The sequence below is a fragment of the Promicromonospora umidemergens genome, assembly GCF_024171995.1.
GTDB classification, from domain to species: Bacteria; Actinomycetota; Actinomycetes; order Actinomycetales; family Cellulomonadaceae; genus Promicromonospora; species Promicromonospora umidemergens.
This window is the reverse complement of record NZ_JAMTCT010000007.1, coordinates 1-18785: the sequence shown is the minus strand read 5'-3', so window position 1 is coordinate 18785 and position 18785 is coordinate 1. Positions and strand designations below refer to the sequence as shown.

Below are 18785 nucleotides of genomic sequence, written 5' to 3'. Positions count from 1 at the left end.
CGATTCACTGCCGGATCCGGGGCGAATCACCCCGTGCGGGGACAGTGTAGGCATCGGATGCCAAGTCATACTGTTCGAGCGGTTTCGCCGACGGGTGAAGATGCGGTCTGCCAGCGAGAACATCTGCCGTTAACGTTGGCGCCGTGGAGCTCCGAGTCGTGGTCGCACCAGTGTTCGGGACCAACTGCTGCGTGGTGTCCTCCGGCACCGACTGCGTGGTGGTCGACGCGGGCGCCGGAGTGGCCGACGCCGTCGGGCGGCTCGTCGACGACGAAGGCCTTACGCCGCGTGCCGTCCTGGCCACGCACGGCCACGCCGACCACACGTGGGACGCCGGAGAGCTGTGCGCGCGGTACGAGATCCCGATGCGCCTGCACGAGGCCGACGCCTACCGCCTCGCCGACCCGTTCGGTACCCTCAGCCCCGCGCTGGAGGCCGCGCTCGGCCTGCACCGCGACGACTACCGTGCGCCCGCCGTCGTCGAACCGTTCGCCACCCCAGGCGGGTCGGCCGTGCTCACCTTCGGGCAGGTCACGCTGCATGCCCTGCACGCGCCCGGCCACACGGAGGGCTCCACCCTGTACCGCCCCGACGACACGGTGGTGCTCACCGGCGACGTCCTGTTCGCGGGCTCCGTCGGCCGCACCGACCTGCACGGCGGCTCGGACCAGGTGATGTCCGAGACGCTGCGCTCCGTCGTGCGCGTCCTGGACCCGGTGCTCGCCGTCGTGCCGGGACACGGACCGGTGACCACCGTGGCGCACGAGCTGGTGACCAACCCGTTCCTCGCCGCGGACCGCACATGAGGGTGTAGATCGGCCGGCAGGTGCTGGCTGTGGAAAAGCCGGGCCGCGCGGTCCGCGCTCGTGGGAAGATCTGTGGCATGGCAAAGCCCACTCCTCTCTCCGGTTTCCCCGAATGGCTCCCTGACGGTCGCATCGTCGAGCAGCATGTCCTCGACACGCTGCGACACACCTTCGAGCTGCACGGGTTCGCCGGGATCGAGACGCGGGCCGTTGAGCCGCTGGACCAGCTGCTCCGGAAGGGCGAGACCTCCAAGGAGGTCTACCTGCTCTCGCGGCTCCAGGAGGAGAACAGCCAGATTCCTGACAAGCAGCTCGGCCTGCACTTCGACCTGACCGTGCCGTTCGCGCGCTACGTGCTCGAGAACGCGGGCAAGCTCGCGTTCCCCCTCCGCCGGTACCAGATCCAGAAGGTCTGGCGCGGCGAGCGCCCCCAGGACGGCCGCTTCCGCGAGTTCATCCAGGCCGACATCGACGTCGTGGGCGCTGGCGAGCTCCCGTACCACTTCGAGGTCGAGGTGCCGCTCGTCATCGCCGAGGCCCTCGGCTCGCTGGCCGGGATCGGCCTGCCGCCGGTCCGCATCCTGGTGAACAACCGCAGGGTCGCCGAGGGCTTCTACCGTGGCATCGGCCTGGACGACGTCGAGGGCGTGCTGCGCCAGATCGACAAGCTCGACAAGATCGGGCCCGAGAAGGTCTCCGGTCTGCTCGTCGCCGAGTGCGGGGCCACCGAGGACCAGGCCAAGGCCTGCCTGGCACTCGCGTCCATCTCCGGGTCGGACGTCGGGGTGATCGCGGAGGTCCGTGCCCTCGCCGAGTCGCACGGTGCGGTGACGGAGCTGCTGGAGACCGGCCTCGGCGAGCTGGAGGCGCTGATCGCGGCTGCCTCGGAGCGTGCTCCGGGCGTGGTCGTGGCGGACCTCAAGATCGCGCGCGGGCTCGACTACTACACGGGCTCCGTCTACGAGACGGTGCTGGTCGGGCACGAGCAGCTCGGTTCGGTCTGCTCGGGCGGCCGCTACGACACGCTCGCCTCGGACGGCAGGAACACGTACCCGGGCGTCGGGCTGTCGATCGGTGTCTCGCGCCTGGTGTCGCGTCTGCTGTCCGCCGAGCTGGTGCGGGCGACGCGTTCGGTGCCGTCAGCGGTGCTCGTCGCCGTGTCGTCCGAGGAGGAGCGCGCGGTGTCCGACGCCGTGGCCACTGCTCTGCGGGCCCGCGACATCCCGGTCGAGGTGGCGCCGAGCGCTGCCAAGTTCGGCAAGCAGATCAAGTACGCCGACCGGCGCGGCATCCCCTTCGTATGGTTCCCGGGCACCGCGGGGGAGGACGGCGTGGTGGGCGCCGACCAGGTCAAGGACATCCGTTCCGGCGAGCAGGTGGATGCTGACGCGGCGACGTGGGAGCCGTCCGACGAGGACCGCTGGCCGCAGGTGGTGCCGGTGCCCTGAGCGCCCGGCGTCCGACGCCGCGGGATCACCAACTTGACGCCTGTTCGAACGAGTGTTCGAATCAGGTATGCGATGGCACGGTCAGGCAATCAATCACGACGACGGTGCGCTTCCTGGGCTCGAGCTGCCCGGGTTGCGCACATCCGGTCTGCTGCGCACGGTCCGGTCGCCCGAGTTCGCGGGCGTGACCTTCCACGAGGTGCTGGCCAAGAGCGCGCTGTCGAAGGTGCCGGCGGTATCGCAGATGCCGTTCAGGTGGACGGTCAACCCCTACCGTGGCTGCTCGCATGCCTGCTATTACTGTTTCGCCCGAAATACCCACGAATATCTCGACCTGGACGCCGGGCATGACTTTGACTCCCAGGTAGTCGTCAAGGTCAATGCCGACCAGGTGCTGCGCGCCGAGCTCGCCAAACCCTCCTGGACCCACGAGGCCGTCGCGCTCGGCACCAACACCGACCCGTACCAACGGGCCGAGGGCCGCTACCAGCTCATGCCCGGCATCATCTCGGCGCTCGCGGACTCGGGCACGCCGTTCTCGATCCTCACCAAGGGCACGCTCCTGCGGCGCGACCTGCCGCTGCTGACGCAGGCCGCCGAGAAGGTCGACGTCGGTCTCGGGGTGTCGCTCGCGTTCGCCGACTCACCAGCGGGCAACGAGCTGCAGCAGGCCGTCGAGCCCGGTACGCCGTCGCCGCGCGCCCGTCTCGACCTGATCCGCGCGATCCGGGCCGCAGGCCTGCCGTGCGGGGTCATGGTCGCGCCGGTCCTGCCGTGGCTCACCGACTCGCTCGCCCACCTCGAACGGCTGCTCGACAACCTGGTCGACGCCGGAGCCACCGGCGTTACCGTGCTGCCCCTGCACCTGCGCCCGGGGGCTCGCGAGTGGTACCTGGGCTGGCTCGAACGGGACCACCCGCACCTGGTGGAGGGCTACGGGCGGGTCTACGCGCGCGGCGCCTACGCGCACAAGGGCTACCGCGACTGGCTCTGGGAGCGGGTGCGGCCGCTGATCGCCGAGCGCGGGCTAGGGGGTGCAGCCATGCATCGCCCCCGGGTCGCCGGAGCCCACGAGGGCGATCAGCACGTGGAGGGCGACTACCCACGTGGCGCGTTCAGCGGGGTGCGGGCCGACGGTGCCGGTGCGGCGTCCTTGGTCGCGGACGCCGGGAGCGAGACCCTGTTCTGATGAGACGTCCGTACCGAGGACGTGCAGGCCGGACCCTGACGTGCGCCGCTAGCGTGTGGCCATGGCTGAGCTCGTTCCGCATACCGTCGCGCCCGGCACTCTCGCAGGGCTTCCGCAGCCCACGTTCCCCCTCGGTGAGGGCGTCGAGCTGCGCGCGTGGGCCGACGGCGACGCCACGGCCGTCATGTCGGCCTATGCCGACCCGGACATCCAGCGCTGGCACGTGCGCGGTATCGACTCGATCGACGAGGCCCGCGAGACGATCACGGCCTGGCGGCGAGCGTGGGTGCAGGAGCGGCGCCTCGAGTGGGCGGTCGCCGAGACCGATGGTGCGGTGCTCGGGCGGCTCGCGCTCAAGGACCTCGTCCTGTTCGACGGCATCGCCGAGATCGCCTACTGGACCGTGCCCGCCGCTCGGGGCCGCGGACTGGCGCCGAGGGCTCTGGCTGCCGCGAGCGGCTGGGCGTTCGACGTCGGCTTCCGGCGCCTGGAGCTGGAGCACTCGACGCAGAACCCGGCGTCGTGCCGGGTGGCGGAGAAGGCGGGCTTCCCCTGGGAAGGGACCCGCCAGAGGTCGGCCCTGCACGCGGACGGCCACCACGACATGCATGTCCACACCCGGCTGACGCCGAGCGCGTCCGCCTGACCAGGGCCTGTGCGAGCACACGCGGGCGGTCGCCCGTACCGGGGACCTGCACGCCGTACCCTGACCTGCGGCTACCGTGTGGCCATGACCGAGCTCGTTCCCCGCCCGGCCACGGTCGGCCGCGCCCTAGGCCAGTAGCCCAGGAAGGCACCCACCATGATCTCTGCCCCAGTCCCCGAGTGGCCCCGCATCGAGGCCGTAGCCCGGCCCGACGGCACTGGCGAGCTCACGATCGACGGCACCAGCCACCCGATCCAGGCCCTCACCGTCGAGGAGGCCCGTCTGACGATCCTCACGCGCATCGCAGACACTGCTGCCGAGCTCCAGCGCCCTGTGCGTGCACTGGCCAGCGGGCCGGACGGGCAGTGGCCCCTGATCGTGCATCCCGACGGCCGCGTCCAGGCCGACGAGAGCCGTCCGGCGAGCCCCGCACCGGTCGCGCCGTCGCCATCGGTCTTCGCACCGAAGCTCGCAAGCACCGACGAGGCAGCAGCTCCCGAACCGCCCGTGACCGGCGCAGCCGATCCCGCCGTCGAGAAGCCTGACGGCGACCCGTGGGCGCATGCCGCCCGCCAGGCCCAGGCCACAGCGATCTCGACCGAGCCCCGGGGGGTCACGGATTCCGCTCCGTCCAGCCAGCAGTCGTTCGTCGGGCCGCCCGAGGAGGTCACGGTCGTGCGCGCTCATGGTGAGGTCGTCGACGCGGCGCCGTTCGTCGGGCTGCCCGAGGAGGTCACGGTCGTGCGCGCTCATGGTGAGGTCGTCGACGCGGCGCCGTTCGTCGGGCCGCCCGACGACGTCACGGTCGTACGTGCCCATGGCGAGGTCGTCGACGCCGCGCCGTTCGTCGGACCGCCCGACGACGTCACGGTCGTGCGCGCCCATGGCGAAGCCGTCGACACCGCGCCTGCCCCTGCCCCTGCCCAGCCAGCGGTACCACGCCGACGCCGCATCATCCGGCTCACGGTCGCCGTCGCGGGGGCTGTCGTGCTGGTCGCCGCTGGGACGTTCGCCGTGGTCGCCTTGACCGGCAACCTTCCTGAACCTGGGCCGACCACTTCCGTGGACGCGCTGCCCGGCGAGGGAGCGACCCTCCCGGTCGAGGCGCCCGCGGGCTATGGCCAGACCGCGCTCTGGTCGGTCCCGGTCGGCAGCGAACCGCAGGTCCTGCTCACCCCCGACGGCGGAGTCCTTGTCGCACCCGTGGGAGACGACGAGATCACCATCCTCGACCGGGCCACGGGAACCGCGACCTGGGAAGGACGCGACCTCGTCGAGGACCTCCACCTCTCGCAGGTCGGAGAGGGACCTGTGCTGGCCGCCGACAGCCCCGGCACTCTGCACGTGTGGCCGTTGGACGCCCCCGACCCCGCGGGCGTGGCTCCCACCACGATCGAGCTCGGCAGCGACCAGGCCGAGGTCACCTACGACGGCACGGCCCCGCTGATCGTGCTGCCGGACCAGACCGTGGCCCTCCTGGACAAGAAGGGCGCCACCGCGGTCAGCCGCGACGTACCCGACGGCGCGACCCCGGTGGCTGCGACCCCTGAGCACGTCATAGCGGTCGGCCCTGACGCCTGGTGGATCATCACCGCCGACGCCGATCCCGTCCGGCACCGCCTGCCCAAGCCAGAGCAGGCCGTCGGCGACCCGACAGCGGCGATCGCTGTCGGCGGCAATCAGCTGGCCGTCGTCTGGCGCACCGAGGATTCAGCCGAGGACGTCCTCGCACTGGTCGGCCTGAACCGCAACGCCATCCGCACGAGCAGCTTGATCCAGTCGTCGGCGTTCCGGCCTGACGTCGTGCCTCTCCGAGACCGCGCCGGCTCCACCCGGACGATCGGGCCAGTACTCCTGGACGTCGGTTCGAAGCCTGTGATCGCCGACCTCGGGGACATCGCCCCCGAGGCGGTGCTCGGGCGCACCGTCTATGGCACCAGCAAGAGCAAGCCGGCCGTCGCGACCTGGGGCCCCGACGGCGTCAACCTCGAGGCAGCCGAGGGCCCCGGCGAGACCGCACCGATCGCAGCGCTGACCAAGGACGTCGCGTTCATCGTGACGTCGAAGGCAGACGAGACCTTCCTGTACGCACTACCCCGCATCGAAGGGAAGAACCCGTGACCGGGCGAACTTTCGTTGTGCGTGCTCGATTCGACTGTTTCACTCGACGCCATGACCTTGCGCTCGACGGCGTCGCGCCGAGCACGCGCGGCCCTCACCCCAGCCCTGTCCCTACTCTTCGTCGGCTCGCTGCTGGCCGTGGGCACCGTGCCCGCCCAGTCAGCGACCGGAGCGGCACCGTCAGCCGCAGGATCCGCTACGGCTGCGAGCGAAGCCACAGCGTCCGAGACCATCGTTCCGGCATCGACAGCGGACCTCCCCTGGACCACGTGCGCGAACGAGGGCGCTGACGCCTTCGACTGCGCCACGATCGAGGTGCCCTCTGACTACGACCGGCCGCGCGGGCGCACCAGCACTGTCGCCGTGACCCGGCTGCCCGCGCTGGACCAGGAGAACCGCATCGGCAGCGTCCTGGTCAACTTCGGCGGGCCGGGCGGGGAGGGTGTGTCGACCCTGCACGCGATCGGCGAGGTCCTGTTCGACGCGTCGGTCCGTGAGCGCTTCGACATCGTCAGCTTCGACCCGCGCGCCGTCGGCCTGTCCGACCCTGCCACGTGCTTCGCCACGCAGGAGGCCGAGCAGGAGTTCCTCGCGTCCAGCCTGGCCCTTCCGCTGACCAGGGCCGAGAACGCTCGCTTCCTCGGTGAGGCGGCGGCGCTCGGTACGGCGTGCACGGTGTTCGGTGGCGACCGCATCGCGACGGCGTCCACCGCCAACGTGGCACGCGACATGGACGTGCTGCGGCAGCGGCTGGGCGACGACGAGCTCACCTATGTCGGGTACTCGTACGGCACGCTCCTCGGCGCCACGTACGCGGCGCTGTTCCCGGACAACGTGCGTGCGCTGGTGCTCGACGGCACCGTCGACCCGCGGGCCTGGACCGGCCCGGCGGACGGCGAGCTGTTCGGCACCCGCCTGCGGCAGGCGGAGGCCGGCACCGAGACGTACGGCGAGTTCGTGCGGCTGTGCGCCGAGGCGGGGGAGCGCTGCGCCCTGAACGCCCTCGGTGACCCCGCCGAGGTGGTCGAGGACGTCTATGCGGCGCTCAAGGAGGAGCCCGTCGAGATCCCGCTGGGCGACGGGACCACCGTCGAGGTGGGGTACGCCGACGTGGTCGCCCAGGTCTTCTTCTCGATGTACGGCACGGCCGGCTGGCCGAACCTCGCGGCGTTGCTCGCCGAGCTCGCCGTCCTGACGGACGTCGTCCCGTCGTCGGCCGCGCAGACGCTCGACCACGGTCCGTCCCTCAGGGAGCTGCTGCGCCGCCTCGGTCTGCTGGAGGACTACGCGTCCGTCGGCGGTGGCCTCGCGAGCCTGTGCGTCGACGGCGACTTCCCCGGCCGGCCCTCGACCTACCCGCGCAAGGTCGCGGCGCTCGACGAGCAGTACCCCCACTTCGGGCTGTTCCGTGGCTGGGTCGGCGTCCACTGCGAGTTCGTCGCCGCCCAGGACGAGGACGCCTACACCGGGCCGTGGGAGCAGACCACGCAGCAGCCCGTGCTCGTGATCGGCACCCGGTTCGACCCGGCCACGCACTACGGCTTCACCGCGCCCTACGCCGCGCTGTGGCCGGACGCCCGGATGCTCACCGTGGAGGGCTGGGGCCACACGACGGTCGGCGTGAGCACCTGCGCCGACGCGGCGATCGGGCGCTACCTCGTCATGCTCGAGGCCGACGACGGCGCGGTGTGCCAGCAGGACCTGGTGCCCTTCGCCCCGGGCACGCTGCGGGACGACGCGCGGCCGACCCTGCCCGCACCGCGGGTCCCGGTGCTCCCGGGTACGGCGGCGGTGGTGGACGCCGGGCGCTGACCTCGGCCCCGCCTGCCGACCACATGTCAGACGTACAGGTCATTCGAGTGGCCTGTACGTCTGACACGTCTCGACAGGCTCGACCGGTCGGTCAGGCGCGCAGGGTCTCCAGGTGTTCGGCGATCCGCCCGATCGCCTCGGTGAGCACGTCGACGTCGGGCAGCGTCACCAGGCGGAAGTGGTCCGGCTCCGGCCAGTTGAACCCGGTGCCGTGCGTGACCAGGATCTTCTTGGCGCGCAGCAGCCCGATCACGAACGCCTCGTCGTCCTTGATGGGGTACACCTCGGGATCCAGGCGCGGGAAGCAGTACAGCGCTCCGCGGGGACGGACGGACGTGACGCCAGGGATGTCGTTGAGCAGCTTGTCGGCGAGCATCGACTGCTCGTAGAAGCGTCCGCCGGGCCGGACCAGGTGGTCGATCGACTGGTGGCCACCCAGCGCCGTCTGGATGGCGTGCTGGGCCGGGACGTTCGCACACATGCGCATGTTCGCCACGAGGGTGAGGCCCTCGATGAAGTCGACCGCGCGGTGCTTCGGACCCGAGATCATGGCCCAGCCCGACCGGTAGCCACAGATCCGGTACGCCTTGGACAGGCCGCTGAACGTGATGCACAGGACGTCGTCGTCGGCGTAGGTGGCGGTGTGGTGGTGCGTGGCGCCGTCGAACAGGATCTTCTCGTAGATCTCGTCGCTCAGGAGCACCAGGTCGTGCTTGCGCGCCAGCTCGGCCAGGCCCTTGACGGTGGCCTCGCTGTAGACGGCGCCGGTGGGGTTGTTCGGGTTGATGATCACCAGGGCCTTGGTGGCGGGGGTGATCAGCGACTCGATGTCCTCCAGGTCCGGGTTCCAGCCGTTGGCCTCGTCGCAGCGGTAGTGCACGGGCGTTCCACCCTGGAGGCTCACGGCCCCGGTCCACAGCGGGTAGTCCGGCGCCGGGACCAGCACCTCGTCGCCGTCGTCGATCAGGGCCTGGAGCACCAGGCTGATCATCTCGGAGACGCCGTTGCCGATGTAGACGTCGTCCACGTGCGTGTCGAGGCCGTGCGACTGGTAGTAGTGCGCCACGGCGGTACGCGCCGAGTAGATGCCGCGGCTGTCGCTGTAGCCCTGCGCCTCCGGGAGGTGGTGCATCATGTCCGCGAGGATCGCGTCCGGCGCCTCGAACCCGAACGGCGCCGGGTTGCCGATGTTCAGCTTGAGGATCTTGTGACCCTCCGCCTCCAGCCGGTACGCCTCCTCGAGGATCGGACCCCGGACGTCGTAGCGGACCGACTTCAGCTTGCGGCTCTGCCTGATCTCTCGCACAGCCTCATGCTCTCAGACCGGAGGAAGATCTTCGGCACGGGACAATAGCCGGATGAACATGACAGATGATGCCGAGAAGGTTTCAGTCCGGCGTGCGTCGGCCGGGATGACCGTGGTTCTCGTCCTCGCCCTGTGGGTCGGCACCGTGCTGGTGCTCGCGGGGGGCCAGATCCTCCTGAACCGAGGATTCGGCATCGCTCTCGAGGTGGGCTCGCTGCCCGGTGTCTGGGACTGGGTGCTCGCCTTCGCGATCGTCGTGGCGTCATGGGTCCTGGTGCGCAGGCGGCACCCCAAGAACGGCTGACGGCCGGCGGGCGGGTCACCCCTCCGCGGGTCGCGCGGGGAACCCGCCCGTCGCCGTCCGGTCCCACGAAGATCACCCGGGCGACGACCCGGATCTGGCCAGGTGGGAGGCCATGGCACCAGTAATCTCCGGTCGGGCGATGCTGCCCCCAAGTACTCGAACACCGGACAGGTACTCCATGCCCACTGCACGTGACGCGGCGTCGACCGCCGAATTCTTCGATCCGCTGGCACACGTGCCGAACGGCGCCGCTCTCCGCGGGGCCCGCGACGCAGGGGACATCCGTGCGGTCCTCGCGGCCACCGGCGCACTGACCACGCACGACGACGTCGTGGCGACACTGTGGGCGGTCGCCGGCCACGCGACCGTGGACCCGCGGTTCACCGCCGCGATCGACGCCGCCGACGACGGCACCCCGCTGGCCCGGACGCTCCGCGCGGTCCGGTATGTCACGGTGGGCTGGGCGATCCGGTCCCGGTTCCGGGCGGAGCACGTCTCCGCCGGCCAGTTCGAGCAGTTCCACGACTGGCTGCGGCGCGCCGAACGAGTCCTGTTCGACGTCTGCTCCGAGCACCCCGGCTACGTGCCGGCGTGGGAGGCCAGGATCACCACCGCCCGCGGACTCGAGCTGGGGTCGGGCGAGGCCCGGCGCCGGTTCGACCGGCTGGCGGCCCTCGACCCGCAGGTGTTCGCCGCGCAGCGTGCCTACCTGCAGCAGATCCTGCCCAAGTGGAGCGGGTCCTGGGAGGAGGCCTCGCGGTTCGTCGAGGAGTGCACAGCGGGCGCCGCGCCGGGATCGCTCGGTCCCCTGCTAGCGGTCGACCTGGCGGTCGAGCGCTGGCTCGACGGGGAACGGATCGTGCCGCCCGCGATGCTGGACCGGGTGCGCCAGGCGGCGATGTCGTCGGTGTGGCACCCCGAGCACCCGCGCACCGTGGCGACAGCGACCGCGCACGCGAACCTCGCGCTCCTCTTCACGGTCGCGCAGCAGTACGCCGACGCGGCACCGCACTTCGAGGCTCTCGGTGACGCACCGGTGGAAGGGATGTGGGGCTACCACCCCGGCGAACCCGCGGTGAACTTCCGTACGCACCGGGACCTGGCGGCCAAGGCCGCTGCCAAGGCGGCAGGTCGTCGCGGGCCGGGAGCGCGCGCATGACCGCAGCCTTCCCGAACCTCGCGGACTTCCCCGGCATCACCGCCGCAGAGGCCGACGGCGTTCCCGTGCTCCTCGCGCCCCGGACGGGCAACACCGCCGGCGGCATCATCTTCCGCGTCGGCTCGGCGCACGAGACCCTCGCCACGTCTGGCATCACACACCTCATCGAGCACCTCGCGCTGCGCGACCAGGTCCTCAGCGACGCTCACCTGAACGGGCACACGCACGCGGACGTCACGGTGTTCCACGTCGCAGGCTCCACGAGCGACGTCGTCGCCTACCTGAACGACGTCTGCGCCGCGCTCCGTGAGCTGCCGGTGGACCTCATCGAGACCGAGAAGGACATCCTGCGGTCCGAGGCGGAGGGAAGGAGCACCGGGTTCGGCGGACGGATGCGGATCAACAGGCACGGCGCTCGTGGCTTCGGTCTGGCCGGGTACGGCGAGCGAGGCCTCGACCGGATCACCGCCGACGAGGTGCTCGGCTGGTCCGCCACCAGGTTCACACGGGAGAACGCCCTCGCCTGGATCTCGGCGGACGCCCTGCCGGAAGGCCTCGACCTGAGACTGCCGACCGCCGGGCGCAGGCCGCCGCCCGTGCTGACGAACGTGCTCCCGGACACCCCCGCCTATCTGACCGGCTTGCAGGACGGGGTCGCGTTCGACACCGTCGTCCCGCGCGGTTACACGGCGCAGATCGCCTCCAGGGTGCTCCGGGAGGTGCTGCACCGCGACCTGCGCGGCAACGCTGACATCGCCGGCACGCTCGACGTCGGCTACGAGATCCTGGACGACGATCTGGCACGCGTCTCCGTCACGGTCCAGGCTGCGGAAGACCGGCCCGACGCGGCCGTCGGCGGCCTGGCCGACGCGCTGGGTGGTCTGCGTTTCCACGTCGCTCCTGACGACCTTGCCGCAGCGCGGGCGGAGGCGCTCGACGAGATCGCGGCGGTCGCCTCGGCGCCACCGGCAGATCTTCTCCCGGCTCTGGCGCACCGCGTGATCAGCGGACGCCCTCTGGTCGGGCCGGTGCAGGCACGGGCCAAGATCGAGCAGGTCACGGCGGACGACGTCCGTGCCATGGCCCGCGAGATGTGGAGCGGCGCGCTGTGGTTCGGACCGGGTGTCATGGACTGGGCCGGGATCGCCCCGGCGCCCGTCTGGTCACAGGAGCGCGGACGGGGACGGACGTTCCGGCGCAAGGACGCACCGGACGTGGCGCTCGTCCTCGCCGCGGAGGGTGTCAGCCTCGTCACTCCTGACGGCGCCGTCACCGTGCGCTTCGACGACTGCGTGCTCCTGGAGTGCGTGCCCGACGGCGCACGCGTGCTCACCGGGGCCGACGGGTTCCGGATCGTGATCGAGCCGACGTTGTACGAGGCGCTCGGTGTCTGGGACGTCGTCCAGCACGTCGACCCGCGGGTCTCGGCGAGCGTCACCGTCCAGCTCCCGGCGCGGGACCCCGGCGACATCCCTGTCGCCGAGCCGCCCCCGCCCACGGCGACGGGCGCGCGCGGTCGGTGGGGTCTGTGGGGTGGCGACCGCTCCGGCGGACCGGTGTCGGTCATGGCGACCGTGGTGCTGGTCGCCGCTCTGTGGGTGGTGGGCATCGTCGTGCTCGGCGGCGGCCAGCTGCTCCTGAGCGAGCTCCTCGACTTCGAGCTCAGGCTGGGCCTCCTGCCCGTGCTCGCGCTGGTCTGGGCCTCCATCGGTCTGGTGCGGCAGCGACACGGAAAGAGCGATCGATGAGCCTGTCCACCGACCGCGGCCTTCGCGCGATGTTCGCGTACCGCCCTGGCCGGATGACGGCAGGCCTGGTGTTCCGGGTCGGGTACGCCGACGAGACCCTGCCCACCAGCGGGATCACGGCCCTCGCGCTCGCTCTGGCGCTGCGGTCCGTGGAACGGCCAGGCCTCGACCTCGCCGCCTCCGTGGGCCCCACCGTGACGGAGGTGCGGGTGAGCGGCTCCGAGGACAGGGTGCGAGCGACGCTGCGTGGCTTGTCGGACGCCCTGGCGGGCCTGCCGGTCCGGCATCGCGGGACCGAGGCGCGCGCGTTGCGGGAGCGCACCGCTGACGTCGTCGCGCTGCCGCCCTGGCGGTTCGGGCTGCAGGGCTACGGCCTCGGACCGGGCCAGTACGTGGGACTGCACCGGGTGACCGACGACGAGCTGCGGGCCTGGGCACGCAGGTGGTTCGTCGGGTCGAACACGGTGGTGTGGTCGACGGGCGAGAGCACGCCGGACCTGGACCTGGCACTGCCCGACGGTTCCGGCCCTGACCTCCCGGCGCCGCCCGCCGACGGCCTCGCGCCGCACCTGCCGGCCGAGGCGCCTGCCGGTGGCAGCAAGGTGATCTGGGACGCCGTCGTGCCCGATGTGCCTGCCCTCGGTGTGCTGGCAGAGGTCGCGCGGCGGGCGGTGTTCCAGAACCTGCGGCACGACCGCGGCTGGACGTACGACGTGTACGCCTTGGTCGGCGTGCTCGACGGGCAACGGGCCATGTTGCAGATCGCCGCGGGCCTCCGGCAGGAGACCGCCGCAGCGGCGACGGGCGAGTTCCTCGACACCTGGGGTCGGTTGCGTTACGCCGTGGACCAGAACGTGCTGGAGACGGCGCGGGCCCACCTGCTCATGGCGTTCGACGAACCGCACCAGGACGCGATGTGGCTGTCGGACGACGCCGTGCGCACGCTGCTGGGTCGCCCGGCCGTGTCACCGGCCCAACGGCGGACGGCGATCGAGAACGTGACCGAGGCCGACGTCGTCGCGCTCGCCCGTCAGGCCTGGGACTCGGGGCTGCTCGTCACGCCGGTCGGATCGGGCTGGGCGGGCACGTCGTTCGTCCCCCGTGGGGCAGGCGAACCCGTCGCCGGCCGAGCCTTCGAACGCCTGGACGCGGACGCGACGATCGTGGTCGGGAACGAGGGCGCCACACTCCGCGACGGACGGACCCGGACGACGGTCCGATTCGACGCGACCGCCGCGCTCCTGGCCTATCCGGACGGCGGGCGGCTCCTGATCGGCCTCGACGGGGCACGGGTCCCCCTCGAGCCGACCCTGCACGGCGACCTCGATGTGCCGGCGGTCGTCCGGCTCGTCGACCAGCACGTGCCGAGCGGCCGGACGATACCGGTGCCTCGGCCGGAGGCGCCGGGGCGCCCCGACAGAGTGCGGGTCCAGAAGGTGCGCAAGGCGCGGGCCGAGCGCGAGGCGGGGGAGGGCGGGCTCCGGGGCACGTCCCGCCGGCTGGTGGCAGACGCTGGGAGCGTGGGTGCCGTCGTCGGGATCTTCCTTGCGCTGCTGGCGGCGATCAGCGGAGTGCTCGCTTCCATGGCGGCACTCCTGCTCTGGTCCCTCGCCTGGCTGGACGGGCCGCAGGACTGGCAGTTCCCAGCCATCATGGTGCCCGTGGGACTGATCTGTGCCGGTGTCACCTGGCTGTGCTACCGGGGGCTGCGGCGGCTACGTCAGTGAGGACGCGACGTGGACGGGCTGACCCGGCGGTGCCGCCGGGTCACCCCTCCGCGAGCCGCGCAGGGAACCCGCCCGTCGCGATCGGGCCCCAGCGCTCGACGGTGATCCGCACGATCGACTTGCCCTGCTCGACCATGGCCGCGCGGTACTCGTCCCAGTCGGGGTGCTCCTTGCCCGCGGCCGCGCGGAAGTAGTCGACCAGCGGCTCGACGGACTCGGGGACGTCCAGCACCTCGGCGGTGCCGTCGACCTGGACCCAGGCCTCGTTGAAGCCCTCCCCGAGCGCCATGAACGACGCCGCGGGCCGCTTCTTCAGGTTCCGCACCTTGGCGCGTTCCGGGTACGTGGAGACGACGACGCGCCCCTGCGGGTCGACGCCGTACGTGACGGGGCTGAGCTGCGGGGCGCCGTCGGCCCGGCTGGTCACGAGGATCCCGTTGCGGCGCGAGCGGAGGAACTCCAGCAGCTCGTCACGGGTCACCACGGTGTTGGTTGCGATCGTCCTGGGCATGTGCAGCAGGCTACGCCAGGCAGGGCGGGAGCCCTGGCGACGGCTCGCCAGGGCTCCCGCGAGGGTTCCCGCGTGCGCGTCAGACGCCGGCGGGGCTCGGCGTGGACGGTGCCGGGGCGGGGGCAGCGGGTCCGCCCGGTTCGCCGGAGCCCGGCTCGGCCGCGGAGTCCGCGGGAGTGTTCTCGCTCGGCTGCCCGAGGATCCACTCGGTGGAGAACAGGACCTTGTCCGTGAGACGCAGGATCTCGTCCCGGATCCCGATGTGCGGGGTGGAGAACGCGAGCCGTGCCACCGACTGCTTCCCGGGAGCCTCGGCCCAGTAGTCGACCAGGAGCAGCGGGACGTCCTGGCCGCCGACCTCCTCGGCACCCCGGCTCTGCCGGACGTGGCGGAGGAACGGCCCGGACAGCGTCTCGGTGCGGGTCAGGACGCCCTCCTGTCCGAGATCGGAGTTGAGGCGGTCCTGCACCCGCTGCAGGTGGCTCGCCGTCCCCGCCTCCGGGCCGAGATCGTGCCAGTAGAGGGTCAGGTTCAGGGCGAGCGTGGCCTCCTGGCCGGGCAGCAGCAGGTAGGCCATGATCTTTCCGCCGGCGGCCTCGGCCTTGTCGGCGACCTCGATCATCTTTTCGCGCAGGTCACGACGCAGGGGAGCGGAGCGGTCGCCCAGCCGAGCCGTCTGCTGCTTGACGATCTCGCGGATCTGACGTTCGCGCTGCTCGGGCTCGTCGAGCTCGATCATCGCCCAGTGGTCGGGCAGGTTCAGCTCGATGCCGATGCCGCGATACCCGCCCGGGTCCTCGACGGTGCCCAGGGCATGCAGCGCCTCGCCGCTGATCCCGGCGCCCGTCTCGTCGAACAGACCGGTCGGGTCGTCGGCGGGCGGCTGTGGGTCCAGGAGGTCCAGGGCCTCGGCGACCCCGAACGCCATGGGGCTGGGCCCGGAGGGGTCTATGACCACCTGCTGGAGCGCGTCACCGTGCCGCTTGATGAAGGGCACCAAGGACTCGCGCCGACGCAGGCTGAATGCGCGGTCCGGGGCGTCTCCGAGGAACTCGCCCAGGGTCTGCGTCGTGGAGAACAGGTGCAGCTGGTAGGGCTTGACGGAGTCCTCCGGTGTGGGGAACACCTGGATCTGGGGTGTGCCGTCCCCGCGGTCGAGGATCGGCACGACGACGGCGTCGTCCCGCAGCGCCTCGCCCACGGCGGCTCGGTCAACCGTCGCAAGGGCCAGGGCAAGGGCGGGAGAGCCGACATCGGTCTGGGGATCGACGGTCGGGCGAGGGCTCTCACCGTCGGATCCGAGAGGTCCCACCGGGGACGATTCGTCGTTCATACCTGAGGGTCTCCTTCGTTGCGGTCCTGACGGGGACCGTTCCGGGACGGGGGTGGTGCAGGTGTCACGACGCGGCTACTTCTGAACGCTTGATGAACGTCCAGGCCACTGTGTCGTGAGGGGTGATGGTAGGTGTGTCGTGCACCTCTTGTGCGATCGTGACGGAGACGTGCTCCCCTAGCAGCACCAAGAGTTCTTCATAGTGAGCCGGCCTTCGAGCTCCATTTGATCGCTTTCTTATGCCCGGTGTTGTGGACGAGAAAGGCCGTGTCGCCGGCGTGGACTTAGTAGTTGGAGTGGGTCTCGACGTGGAGGTTGTAGACCGTCTCGATCTCTGCTTCACCACGCTGTTCGGTCTCGATGGCGACCGGGACGGTGGTGCCGTCGGGGGGCCTCGAGGAACGCGGCATCGATCCAGCCCCGCCCCCCTGCACCATGAACGGATGCTCCGGCGGTCGTGGAGACCACCGTGCCGTTGATGGTCAGGTGGAACAGCTCGTCGGTAGACCGGACGAATGTCTCGGTCACCAGTTGCAGCTCCTGGTGGCAGGGTCGATCGCGCGGAACGGGGGCCCTATGGTCCGGGGCGCGGCAGAGGTCAGAGCGCGAGGCTGCCCGCGCGGCGTACGACGTCCTCCCAGGTAGCCTCCGCGAGGCCCGGGACGGGGTCAGGCAGTGCCGACCTCAGCGCGGAGAGAATCGTCGCGTCGCCCACGAGGACGTATCCCCCCCACGGATGATGATCGAGCGGAACCAGGCTCGCGTAGCCTGCGCCAGGGCCCGTGGCCAGGTACGTGAGCGATGCTGACCGGTTGGCTTCCTCGCGATCCGTGCCGCCGATCCCCCCGAAGGCGAGCAGCCCTCGGTGCATCATCGCTGTGGACGCGGCGTACCACGCCTTGGGCGAGGCGCCTTTCCCCATGAGGGCGAGAGACGTTCCGTTACCTCGGGCTTCCCGCGCGGCCGTGAGGAATTCGTGGAGGGCTCCGGAGCCCGGATTCAAGGTGCTCCACTCGGTACGCACCGTGAGCCCCCGGGGTGTCGTCAAGGTCCCTTCCGCGATGAGCTCGCGCTGCAGGCCGTCGTACCGATCGGCCAGGCCTGCCGGCAGCTCTGGCGCAGTGGCCGGTGCGAACCACGTACCCATCCCGCACCACTGAAAGGACTCCCAGGCTGAACCGAGTGCAGCGACCAGCGATGACTCCTCGTCCGCATCGGCGGGAAGCCACAACGCAGATGGCAGGCGTCTCGATGCTTCCTCAGGCCAGTACAGCAACGCGCCGAGCTCAGGGCCGTCGACGAACGTGGCGGTTACCATATGCGCTCATTCCCATAGAAGTAGTGCCCCTCGGGGCCGTGGTAGTGCGGCAGTGCGTACTCATTGGTGTCTTTGAAGAAATGGCCGTTCGAGTGGTGTTCGATCTGCACCAGGCGACCGCTGTCGTCTATGGCTTCGAGCTGCTCCCAGGGCTGCCCCTGCGGGCCCTTGAGGTTCGGGTTCGGACCGTACATGGTGTAGCTGTCCACGAGGGACTTGTCAGAGACGCCGTGTGCGTCGAGCACGGCGTTCCGAGCATCATCTTGGGTGTCGAACCACTTGTCCGCCTTCTTCGAGACAATCTCGGTGGCATCGTCCGCACCGCCGTGGCTGTTGTGGACCAGGACGGGTGTGTCGCCGGCGTGGACGTAGTAGTTGTGGTTGTTCTCGACGTGGAAGTTGTAGACGTTCTCGATGTCGGCGAGGTCGCGTTCCTCGACGTCGACGGCCTCCAGGACGGTGGTGCCGTCGGGGGTGATCAGCACGTCGCCGGGGCGCAGGTTGCCGGCCATCTGCCAGCCTCGCCCGTGGACCATGAACGGGTGCTCGGCCGTCGTGGAGACCACGGATCCGTTGATGGTCAGGTGATGCAGGGCGACGGTCTGGTGCACGAACGTCTCGGCGACCAGCTGTAGCTCCTCCAGACCCGTGGCGAGGTTCCGGGTCCAGACCTTGTCCCCGGCCCGGATGTCTTCGATGGGCTTGGTGCCGTCCGCGGTCAGGACCGGGGTGCCGGCCACGAAACAGGTACTGAACCCGAGCTTGCAGTTCTTGCCCGATCTCAGCCCCTGCTTGACCGCGGTCTTGCTGACGCCCTTGGCGAGCCCGGTCGCGGCCTTCGCCGCGGCACCCAGACCGATCAACGACAGGGCAGCGCCTGCGATTGCCAGGCCGGCCTCGGCCCAGGAGCGCTCACCCGTGGCGGCCAGGGTGATGTTCGCGACCGCACTGACGATCGCCGCCACCGCCGCTATGACGATCAGCACCCCAGCAAGCGCGGTGCCGACCACTGGGATGAACGCGACGATGATCGCGAGGATCCCGGCGATGGTGGAGATCATGTCGGCGATGTCCGCGATCGCGGCGACGAGCTTGGAACCCCAGTTGTCCCACCACCCATCATTCAGATCATCGGAGGAGGTGATCTCCTCGATCTGGTCGACCGCATGCTCCGCCGCCCGATCCCGATCCGACACGGCCGACTCCACGGTGGACTTCGCGGAGGAGAGTACCCCGGCGGCTTGGTCCGCGTCGCCGCCGGCCTGCTGTGCTTTTTGCTCGTATTCGGCTTTCTCGGTCTCGTCCTTCGCGCCATCGGCGAGGTCCTGCCACCGGTCCTTCGACCCCGCAGCCGCCT

The 18785-nt window shown here is 70.8% G+C and carries 16 protein-coding genes; 10 read left to right on the top strand and 6 right to left on the bottom strand.

Features of this window, described 5'->3' with window-relative positions; all coding sequences use genetic code 11:
- Window positions 1-143 precede the first annotated feature (143 nt).
- From APR04_RS13425 to APR04_RS13400, 6 genes are all read left to right on the top strand, one after another.
- Window positions 144-806: an MBL fold metallo-hydrolase gene (locus APR04_RS13425; RefSeq protein WP_253871026.1), complete on the top strand. Its 663-nt coding sequence runs from the start codon at window positions 144-146 to the stop codon at window positions 804-806.
- Window positions 807-883: 77 nt separating this feature from the next.
- Window positions 884-2254, top strand: coding sequence for a histidine--tRNA ligase (gene hisS / locus APR04_RS13420; protein WP_253871024.1), 1371 nt, complete (start codon window positions 884-886; stop codon window positions 2252-2254).
- A 67-nt stretch (window positions 2255-2321) separates the two neighbouring features.
- Window positions 2322-3443, top strand: coding sequence for an Rv2578c family radical SAM protein (locus APR04_RS13415; RefSeq protein ID WP_253871022.1), 1122 nt, complete (start codon window positions 2322-2324; stop codon window positions 3441-3443).
- Window positions 3444-3504: 61 nt separating this feature from the next.
- Window positions 3505-4089 (top strand): GNAT family N-acetyltransferase, encoded by a 585-nt coding sequence (locus APR04_RS13410; RefSeq protein WP_253871020.1) that lies wholly within the window; start codon window positions 3505-3507, stop codon window positions 4087-4089.
- 156 nt (window positions 4090-4245) lie between these two features.
- Complete coding sequence (locus APR04_RS13405; RefSeq protein WP_253871018.1) at window positions 4246-6210, top strand: hypothetical protein; 1965 nt, start codon at window positions 4246-4248, stop codon at window positions 6208-6210.
- A 51-nt stretch (window positions 6211-6261) separates the two neighbouring features.
- The gene (locus APR04_RS13400; protein WP_253871016.1) at window positions 6262-8022 is read left to right on the top strand and encodes an alpha/beta fold hydrolase; all 1761 of its coding nucleotides are present in this window, start codon (window positions 6262-6264) and stop codon (window positions 8020-8022) included.
- 91 nt (window positions 8023-8113) lie between these two features.
- Here the strand turns inward: APR04_RS13400 and APR04_RS13395 are convergent, their stop codons facing one another.
- On the bottom strand, window positions 8114-9328 hold the full coding sequence (locus APR04_RS13395) for a pyridoxal phosphate-dependent aminotransferase (protein WP_253871014.1): 1215 nt from the start codon (window positions 9326-9328) through the stop codon (window positions 8114-8116).
- A gap of 52 nt (window positions 9329-9380) precedes the next feature.
- Here APR04_RS13395 and APR04_RS13390 point away from each other — a divergent pair, with 52 nt between their 5' ends.
- The 4 genes from APR04_RS13390 (at window position 9381) to APR04_RS13375 (ending at window position 14266) form a co-directional block, all read left to right on the top strand.
- A complete protein-coding gene (locus tag APR04_RS13390; RefSeq protein WP_253871013.1) occupies window positions 9381-9632 on the top strand; it encodes a hypothetical protein in 252 nt (83 codons plus the stop codon).
- Between the two features lie 178 nt (window positions 9633-9810).
- Window positions 9811-10791, top strand: coding sequence for a hypothetical protein (locus APR04_RS13385; RefSeq protein ID WP_253871012.1), 981 nt, complete (start codon window positions 9811-9813; stop codon window positions 10789-10791).
- Window positions 10788-12539 carry a peptidase M16 family protein gene (locus APR04_RS13380; protein ID WP_253871011.1) on the top strand — a complete coding sequence of 584 codons (1752 nt, stop codon included), beginning with the start codon at window positions 10788-10790 and terminating at the stop codon, window positions 12537-12539. Before APR04_RS13385 ends, APR04_RS13380 begins: the two co-directional genes overlap by 4 nt.
- Window positions 12536-14266, top strand: a complete 1731-nt coding sequence (locus APR04_RS13375; RefSeq protein WP_253871010.1) for a peptidase M16 family protein — start codon at window positions 12536-12538, stop codon at window positions 14264-14266. Before APR04_RS13380 ends, APR04_RS13375 begins: the two co-directional genes overlap by 4 nt.
- A 40-nt stretch (window positions 14267-14306) precedes the next feature.
- Here APR04_RS13375 and APR04_RS13370 read toward each other — a convergent pair whose 3' ends face one another.
- The 5 genes from APR04_RS13370 to APR04_RS13350 form a co-directional block, all read right to left on the bottom strand.
- Window positions 14307-14777 (bottom strand): PPOX class F420-dependent oxidoreductase, encoded by a 471-nt coding sequence (locus APR04_RS13370; RefSeq protein WP_253871009.1) that lies wholly within the window; start codon window positions 14775-14777, stop codon window positions 14307-14309.
- Between the two features lie 79 nt (window positions 14778-14856).
- Window positions 14857-16110: a hypothetical protein gene (locus tag APR04_RS13365; protein ID WP_253871008.1), complete on the bottom strand. Its 1254-nt coding sequence runs from the start codon at window positions 16108-16110 to the stop codon at window positions 14857-14859.
- A gap of 284 nt (window positions 16111-16394) precedes the next feature.
- Window positions 16395-16547: a hypothetical protein gene (locus APR04_RS13360; protein ID WP_253871006.1), complete on the bottom strand. Its 153-nt coding sequence runs from the start codon at window positions 16545-16547 to the stop codon at window positions 16395-16397.
- 161 nt (window positions 16548-16708) lie between these two features.
- The gene (locus APR04_RS13355) at window positions 16709-17257 is read right to left on the bottom strand and encodes a hypothetical protein (RefSeq protein WP_253871004.1); all 549 of its coding nucleotides are present in this window, start codon (window positions 17255-17257) and stop codon (window positions 16709-16711) included.
- Window positions 17258-17421: 164 nt separating this feature from the next.
- A partial coding sequence (locus APR04_RS13350) for a polymorphic toxin-type HINT domain-containing protein (RefSeq protein ID WP_253871002.1) occupies window positions 17422-18785 on the bottom strand: 1364 nt, incomplete at its 5' end.

Bases quoted from the DNA above. Each gene is read 5' to 3' on its own strand.
- hisS (WP_253871024.1), top strand. From the start codon at position 884: ATGGCAAAGCCCACTCCTCTCTCCGGTTTCCCCGAATGGCTCCCTGAC.
- APR04_RS13415 (WP_253871022.1), top strand. From the start codon at position 2,322: ATGCGATGGCACGGTCAGGCAATCAATCACGACGACGGTGCGCTTCCT.
- APR04_RS13410 (WP_253871020.1), top strand. From the start codon at position 3,505: ATGGCTGAGCTCGTTCCGCATACCGTCGCGCCCGGCACTCTCGCAGGG.
- APR04_RS13405 (WP_253871018.1), top strand. From the start codon at position 4,246: ATGATCTCTGCCCCAGTCCCCGAGTGGCCCCGCATCGAGGCCGTAGCC.
- APR04_RS13400 (WP_253871016.1), top strand. From the start codon at position 6,262: ATGACCTTGCGCTCGACGGCGTCGCGCCGAGCACGCGCGGCCCTCACC.
- APR04_RS13390 (WP_253871013.1), top strand. From the start codon at position 9,381: ATGAACATGACAGATGATGCCGAGAAGGTTTCAGTCCGGCGTGCGTCG.
- APR04_RS13385 (WP_253871012.1), top strand. From the start codon at position 9,811: ATGCCCACTGCACGTGACGCGGCGTCGACCGCCGAATTCTTCGATCCG.
- APR04_RS13380 (WP_253871011.1), top strand. From the start codon at position 10,788: ATGACCGCAGCCTTCCCGAACCTCGCGGACTTCCCCGGCATCACCGCC.
- APR04_RS13375 (WP_253871010.1), top strand. From the start codon at position 12,536: ATGAGCCTGTCCACCGACCGCGGCCTTCGCGCGATGTTCGCGTACCGC.
- APR04_RS13370 (WP_253871009.1), bottom strand. From the start codon at position 14,777: ATGCCCAGGACGATCGCAACCAACACCGTGGTGACCCGTGACGAGCTG.
- APR04_RS13365 (WP_253871008.1), bottom strand. From the start codon at position 16,110: ATGAACGACGAATCGTCCCCGGTGGGACCTCTCGGATCCGACGGTGAG.
- APR04_RS13360 (WP_253871006.1), bottom strand. From the start codon at position 16,547: ATGGTGCAGGGGGGCGGGGCTGGATCGATGCCGCGTTCCTCGAGGCCC.
- APR04_RS13355 (WP_253871004.1), bottom strand. From the start codon at position 17,257: ATGGGTACGTGGTTCGCACCGGCCACTGCGCCAGAGCTGCCGGCAGGC.